Below are 263 nucleotides of genomic sequence, written 5' to 3'. Positions count from 1 at the left end.
CATTCGGCGATCCGACCATTCTGGTCCAAAACGCTGCCATCGTGCACCACCGGCTCATCGAAGACAGCACCCGCGAAGAGTTCGACCGCGTCCTCGCGGTGAACTTGGTGGGGCCGTACCTGGGCATGCGTGCGGTTCTGGAACCCATGCAACGCGCCGGCAGCGGCTCCATAGTCAACGTGGGTTCCGGGTCGGCGTTCAGCGGGGTGGCCGGCCGGGCTCTGTACGGTTCATCGAAGTGGGGACTGCGGGGGCTGACCAAG

1 protein-coding gene is annotated in these 263 nt (G+C 65.4%); it reads left to right on the top strand.

The window, feature by feature from the left end:
- Positions 1–263, top strand: a 263-nt coding sequence (locus tag SB717_RS36855; protein WP_410908036.1) for an SDR family NAD(P)-dependent oxidoreductase, incomplete at both ends; no start/stop codon positions are given.

Origin of the sequence: Priestia sp. SIMBA_032 (assembly GCF_046535215.1) — a bacterium.
Classification (GTDB): Bacteria; Bacillota; Bacilli; order Bacillales; family Bacillaceae_H; genus Priestia; species Priestia aryabhattai.
The sequence above is the reverse complement of the archived record's forward strand: the minus strand, read 5'-3'. Positions and strand labels throughout refer to the sequence as shown.